The sequence below is a fragment of the Stenotrophomonas sp. 05L44_2 genome (assembly GCF_056665995.1).
In genome coordinates this window covers 1-4,302 of record NZ_JBFTNR010000354.1, presented here as the reverse complement: position 1 = coordinate 4,302, position 4,302 = coordinate 1, and the positions used below count along the sequence as shown (strand labels likewise).

The 4,302-nt window shown below is 66.6% G+C and carries 4 protein-coding genes; 2 read left to right on the top strand and 2 right to left on the bottom strand.

The window, feature by feature from the left end:
• Both AC1VAN_RS13285 and AC1VAN_RS13280 read right to left on the bottom strand, forming a co-directional pair.
• The coding region (locus tag AC1VAN_RS13285) for a carboxypeptidase-like regulatory domain-containing protein (RefSeq protein WP_480985961.1) at window positions 1-495 on the bottom strand (495 nt) is incomplete at its 3' end.
• 50 nt (window positions 496-545) lie between these two features.
• Window positions 546-2,018, bottom strand: a complete 1,473-nt coding sequence (locus tag AC1VAN_RS13280; RefSeq protein ID WP_442251942.1) for a transglutaminase-like domain-containing protein — start codon at window positions 2,016-2,018, stop codon at window positions 546-548.
• A gap of 132 nt (window positions 2,019-2,150) precedes the next feature.
• Here AC1VAN_RS13280 and AC1VAN_RS13275 point away from each other — a divergent pair, with 132 nt between their 5' ends.
• A complete protein-coding gene (locus AC1VAN_RS13275) occupies window positions 2,151-3,596 on the top strand; it encodes an SH3 domain-containing protein (RefSeq protein WP_442251943.1) in 1,446 nt (481 codons plus the stop codon).
• Window positions 3,597-4,302 (top strand): enolase C-terminal domain-like protein (locus tag AC1VAN_RS13270; RefSeq protein ID WP_480985960.1); only part of this gene is annotated, 706 nt, incomplete at its 3' end.

The following is a 4,302-nucleotide window of genomic DNA, read 5'->3' as shown; positions in this document are numbered from 1 at the left end:
GACCACGCCCGGTGCCATCAGCGCCACGGCGGACAGATCCTGTGCCACCGGAAGCCGTGAGATTTCCTGCCGGTTGATGTTGAATGAGGTCTCGGTGGAATAGACGTCCACCCGGTTGATCACGCGGGTACCGACCACCTGCAGTGCATCGAGGTTGGTGACGCCGCCGCCACTGGCCAGGTTGACGGTCGTGGTGCCGCCGACAGCGACGCTTACCGCCACCTGTTCGCCCAAGGTCTGGCCATCGCGGCTGAGCTGCAGCCGATAGTCACCCACCGGCAGCTGGCCGAGGCGGTAGCTGCCGTCGGCACCGACGGTGACCGTCCGGGTCAGGCCGGTGCCGGCATTGACGACGGTGATCTGGTCGCCCGCGGTGGCGCGGCCGGCAACGGCACCCGACACGTTCTGGGCCGTGGCCGTGGTGGGCAGCATGATGCCCAGACACGCGCCGAGGGCGACGCACAAGGCCGCCCGCTTGATGTTGTAAGCCTTCATCCCCTGCTCTCTCCTGCAAGAATTGAATGGTGGTGGGGTGGTGTGTCGCGCTAGCGTTGCCCGGCTGGCAGTACCCGCCACTGGAAGTCGTAGCTCCATTGGTCGAAGTACAGGTTGCCGCCTGACCACTCGGCCTCGCCGCGCTGCGAGTCGACCGTTTCCGAGCGGTAGTGCTGTTTGGCCGGCGCGAACGCCTGGCCGAAATCGTCGTTGAAGGCGATGCGGTAGCCATCGAGGCCACCGAGGTAGAAGTCACGCAGCGCGGGCGTGTCGCTGGCCAACACGCCGGTGGTCACATCCATCGGCAGCCAGCCATAGGGCGCCAGGTAGACCTGGCCCCAGTCGTGCAGGTTGTTGTAGCCGCTGCCATCGTCGGAGAACACCATGCCCGATTGCCAGCGCGCGGGAATGCCGTTCATGCGCAGCAGGGCGATCAACAGCAGTGTCTGTTGCCCGCAATCGGCATGACCGGCGCGCAACGCGTAGTCGCTGATGTTGCTGAGGGTCGAGTACTCGCGCGCACCGGCCCATGGAATGCGGTCGACCGCGGCGAACAGCTTGCGTACCACTTCATACGGGCGCGTCTCGCCCTGCAGCACCTGCTCGGAGAACAGCTTCAGCGCCGGCGTGAAGCGCACGTGCGGCAGCTGCTCGGCCAGATAGGGCTTCAATGCTGGATCATCCGGCGTAGCCTGCACCTTTGTCACATCGATTGCCGTGCGGCGCGCGAAGATCGTCACCGCGTAGCGGATTTCAAAGTACGTCGGCTGCCCGGCCACCGCCTTGGCTTCCAGGTAGGCGGTGCGCTGCTGGGTGCTGGCCGGGGCGACTCGAGCCTTGCCTGGTGCACTGCCGATCCACTGCACGCGCTCCTGCTGGCCGGGAATCTCGCGCGGGTACGGAATCCAGGCACGTACGGTTTCGCCGGCCGGTACGGCATCCGCCTTGACCGTCAACGATTGGGTGAATTCGATGCGCTGCGGCAGCACGGATGCCATGCCGCTCTGTTCGGCGGCGGCAACCACGCGCGCGTGATGCGCGTTGAGCACCTCGTTGGGGCCCGGCGCCGGCATCGGCGCATCCGCGCGGCGGCGTGCACGTGCTTCATCGCTGAGCAGGAACAGGTTCGATGGTGCGCGCTTGAAGTACCAGCGCGTGCCATCGATGTCGAGATGCTCGATCAGGCCAAGCTGGTCCCAGCGCGCGAATTCCTCGTTGGTCAGGTCGGGAATCCAGCGGCGTACCGCTGCTTTGGCTGCGGCTTGGTCAAGGGAGAAATCCAGTCTGATGCGGCGCATGCGCTCGCGCTGGAACGCGCTTTCGGCAGCATCGCCAGCGGTCGCCAGCAACGCATCGGCATCGCTGAAACGACCGCTGTCGACCAGATCGATCAGCTGGGTTTCCCGTTCGCGTTCAGTGGCGCTGCGCGGATCCGCGGCCGGTGCCGCCGACGCCCACAGCAGCAGCGCGGCACACAGGCCGGCAGCGGCAGGCAGAGACGGTTTGCGAACGGCAGGATCCACAGCGACACTTCCCAAGCGCGGGTGGTAACGGCTGTGTAACACGGGCCGGAAGACCGGTCAATAATTTATTCTTGCTTTCGGGGCCGAAAGGAATAAATATTCCAACAGGCATTCGAGGAGGGTGTGCAGCGCATGATCCTGGCTTCCCGCGAACCGCGTCGGCACTGGCCGCACCGGTTGACCTTGGCACTGGCCCTGGGCCTGCTGGGCGCACCCGCATTCACCCAGGCGGCCACGCCTGTACCCGACCCCGGCGCCCCGCTGCCTTACGTGATCGGCCTGCACGAGGCCTACCTCACCGCAGACTACTGGGCGGCACGGCTGGACAATGCCGACGCACCTATCCTGGACCGCGCGCAGATCGAGGCGCAGAACGCACGGATGCGCGCGCAGGACAAGCACATCCAGGACATCGCCACCCTGCCTGCGCAGCTCAGCTCGGCACAGGTGCGTGACAGCATCACCACGCTGTCGAGCTGGCCCACGCGGGCGCTGTATGACGACAGGGGCCGCGCCATCGCACCGGACGTGCGCAGCGCGATCGAAGCCAACCTCGGTCTCGATGCAGTTCCGGGGCAGGTGTCGCCGGACTACGCCCTGGTGGTGAAGCGCGCTGCGCTGCGCACCTTCCCAACCCGCCAGCGTGTCTTCAGCACCGTCGGCGATACCGACATCGACCGCTTCCAGGAGTCGGCACTGTTCCCCGGCGACAAGGTTGCCGTCGTCCACCGCAGCACCGACGGCCGCTGGTTGTTCGTGCACAGCGAGCGCTACAGCGCATGGATCGAAGCCGACGCGGTGGCCAGCGGTGACAGGGCCACGGTGCTCGGCTACGGCGCGAAGGGGCCGTACCGCGTCGTCACCGCTGCCACAGCGCACACTGCCTACACACCCGAGGAACCGCGTGTCTCGCGCCTGCAGCTGGACATGGGCGTGCGCCTGCCGGTGTTGGCCGACTGGCCCGCCGCCGAGCCGGTGAACGGGCAACAGGCGCACGCCTCGTGGGTGGTGCAGCTGCCGGTGCGCGAGGCCGATGGCCGCCTGAAGCTGATGCCGGCGCTGCTGCCGCGCTCGCAGGACACTGCCGCCGACTACCTGCCGCTGACCCCGCGCCTGCTGCTGCAGCAAGCGTTCAAGTTCCTCGGCGAGCGCTACGGCTGGGGCCACGACTACGACACCCGCGACTGCAGTGGTTTCGTCTCCGAGATCTACCGCAGCTTCGGTGTGCTGCTGCCACGCAATACCAGCGCACAGGCGGTCAGTCCCGCGCTGGACCGCTTGCCGTTCACCGCCAAGGACGGCAAGGCCGTGCGCGACCGCGCTGTCACCGATCTGCAGGTGGGTGACCTGGTCTACATCCCCGGCCACGTGATGATGGCCATCGGCCACGTCGATGGCCGCACCTGGGTGATCCACGATACCGCGGGCGGCAGCTGGTTCGGCGCCGACGGCAAGCGTGTGCAGGCCCACCTCAATGGCGTATCGGTCACCCCGCTGGAGCCGATGATGGCCAGCGACAGCGTCCGCTACATCGATCGCATCACCAACATCCAACGCCTGCGTGCCAAGAACCCCTGAATGAAGATCACCGCCATCGAACTGGGCATGCTGCGCGTGCCGCTGAAGACCCCTTTCAAGACCGCGCTGCGCACGGTGGAAACCGTGGAGGACGTGGTGGTGCTGATCCGCACCGACAGCGGCCACACCGGCTACGGCGAGGCGCCTGCCACCGCGGTGATCACCGGTGACACCCACGGCTCGATCATCGAAGCGATCCGGCACTTCATTGCCCCGCGCTTGATCGGCCAGGAGGTGGTCAACCTCAACCGCCTGTGCACGCTGGTGCAGACCGCGATGGAGCGCAACACCAGCGCCAAGGCGGCGGTGGAGATCGCCCTGTACGACCTGTGGGCGCAGCTGCATGGCGCGCCGCTGTACCAGATGCTCGGTGGTGGCGACCCGGTGATCACCACCGACATCACCATCAGCGTGGACTACATCGATAAGATGGTGGCCGATTCGCTGTCGGCGATCGAACGCGGCTTCGAGTCGCTGAAGATCAAGGTCGGCAAGGACATCGGCGTGGACATCGAGCGGGTCAAGGCGATCCATGCCGCCGTCGAAGGCCGTGCGCTGCTGCGCCTGGATGCCAACCAGGGCTGGACTGCCAAGCAGGCGGTACATGCGATGCGCACGCTGGAAGATGCAGGTGTGGTGCTGGAACTGCTGGAGCAGCCAGTCAAGGCCGCCGACATCAGCGGCCTGAAGTACGTGACCCGTGACC